Raw genomic sequence first — 2,007 nt, 5'->3', positions numbered from 1 at the left:
GGCTATCGCTGGTCGATGGTGCAGGCCGCGCGGCGCCTGGGCGTGCGCGGCTGGGTGCGCAACCGCCGCGACGGCAGCGTGGAGGCGCTGGCCTCGGGCCCGGCCGCTGCGGTCGATGCGCTGGTCGCATGGGCCCGCAGCGGGCCGGACGGCGCGCGCGTGGATGCCCTCGATGCCGTGGAGGCGCCCGCGCCCGCCGAGCCGCCATCGGACTTCGTGCAGCGCGAAACGGCGTGAACCGCGGCGCTGGCGCGATCTGCAACGCCGCTGGCAGGCATTGCAACCCCTGCGGCGGGCGTGGCCGAGCATGCAAGACGCAGACGGCCGACAATCGGCGGGCGCTCTTTTCTTTCTCCAGCGAACCCAGAGACATCCCATGAAACTCCCCGCCAAGGTCCAGATCATCGACGTCGGTCCGCGCGACGGACTGCAGAACGAGAAGCAACCGGTCTCCGCCGAAATCAAGATCGGCCTCGTGCACCGCCTGCAGGACGCCGGCCTGAAGGAGATCGAGGTCACCAGCTTCGTGAGCCCCAAGTGGGTGCCGCAGATGGCCGACAACGCCGAGGTGATGCATGGGATCAAACGCAAGCCCGGCGTGCGCTATTCGGTGCTCACGCCCAACATGAAGGGCTTCGAGGCCGCCATCGCCGCGCCGCGCGAGGAGTGGCCCGACGAGATCGTGGTGTTCGGCGYCGCGAGCGAGGCCTTCAGCCAGAAGAACATCAACTGCTCCATTGCCGAGAGCATCGAGCGCTTCGCGCCCGTGGTGGCCGCGGCGCGCGAGAAGGGCATCGATGTGCGCGGCGCCATGTCGTGCACCGTGGGCTGCCCCTACGAAGGCGAGGTCGCGCCCGAGCGCGTGGGCATGCTGGCAAAGCTGATGAAGGACATCGGCGTGCAGCGCGTGGACGTGGCCGACACCATCGGCGTGGGCACGCCGCGCAAGGTGAAGGCCGCCATCGAGGCCACGCTGGCGCACTTCGGCGTGGACCAGATCTCGGGCCACTTCCACGACACCTACGGCCAGGCGCTGGTCAACACGCTGGCCTCGCTGGAGCTGGGGGTCTGGAACTTCCAGTCGTCCTCCGCGGGCCTCGGCGGCTGCCCCTACGCCAAGGGTGCGACGGGCAACGTGGCCACCGAAGACGTGGTCTACATGCTGCACGGCATGGGCATCGAAACCGGCATCGACCTGGACAAGCTGATCGACGCCGGCGTGTACATCAGCGAGGCGCTGGGGCGCGAGCCGAACTCGCGCGCGTCGAAGGCCCTGCGCATCAAACGGGCGGGTTGAACGATGTGCGGCGCTGAACTTCATTCGCTGCCCGAGGGCGTGCAGCGCGTCTCGCGCATGCTGCAGGACGCGGGCCACCCCCATTCGCCGCGCATGCTCGACGACGCCTGCCGCACCGCCCAGCAGGCGGCCGACGCGCTCGGCATTTTGGTCGGGCAGATCGCCAAGAGCATCATCTTCCGGCGCAAGAGCGACGACGCGGCGGTGCTGGTCATCACCTCGGGCGACAAGCGCGTCGACGAGAAGAAAGTCGATGCGCTGGTCGGCAAGACCGGCCGCGCCGATGCGGAGTTCGTGAAGGCGCGCACCGGCTTCACGATCGGTGGCGTGTCGCCGGTGGCGCATGCCACGCCGCCGGTGGTGCTGATCGACCGCGAGCTGTTCCGCTTCGAGGAGATCTGGGCTGCCGCGGGCCATCCGCATGCGGTGTTCCAGCTGCGCCCGCAAGACCTCGAGAAGCTCACCGGCGCGCCGGTGGCGGACGTGGTGTGAACGCCGAGGCCGCGCTGACGCTGGCCGAACGCGCCGAGGCGGTACAGCGCCCGGCCGCCGGCGATGCACCCGATGTGCCATCGCCCTGCACCTCGGTCTGCCGCATGGACAGCCAGAGCGGCTTCTGCGAAGGCTGCCTGCGCACCCTCCCCGAGATCGCGGGCTGGAGCCGGATGGACGGCGCGGCGCGGCGCGGCGTGTGGCGCGCGATCGAGCTG

General features: G+C 70.1%; 4 protein-coding genes. All 4 read left to right on the top strand.

Features of this window, described 5'->3' with window-relative positions; translation table 11 throughout:
* On the top strand, nucleotides 1–237 hold a 237-nt coding region (locus AC1DOC_RS31375), incomplete at its 5' end, for an acylphosphatase (RefSeq protein ID WP_478131299.1).
* Between the two features lie 139 nt (nucleotides 238–376).
* A complete protein-coding gene (locus tag AC1DOC_RS31370; protein ID WP_478131298.1) occupies nucleotides 377–1,297 on the top strand; it encodes a hydroxymethylglutaryl-CoA lyase in 921 nt (306 codons plus the stop codon).
* A gap of 3 nt (nucleotides 1,298–1,300) precedes the next feature.
* Nucleotides 1,301–1,789 (top strand): YbaK/EbsC family protein, encoded by a 489-nt coding sequence (locus AC1DOC_RS31365; RefSeq protein WP_015867470.1) that lies wholly within the window; start codon nucleotides 1,301–1,303, stop codon nucleotides 1,787–1,789.
* The coding region (locus tag AC1DOC_RS31360; protein ID WP_478131297.1) for a DUF1289 domain-containing protein at nucleotides 1,786–2,007 on the top strand (222 nt) is incomplete at its 3' end. The genes AC1DOC_RS31365 and AC1DOC_RS31360, both read left to right, overlap by 4 nt.

The sequence above is a fragment of the Variovorax sp. 01T439_2 genome (genome assembly GCF_056398445.1).
This window is presented reverse-complemented; position numbering and strand designations above follow the sequence as displayed.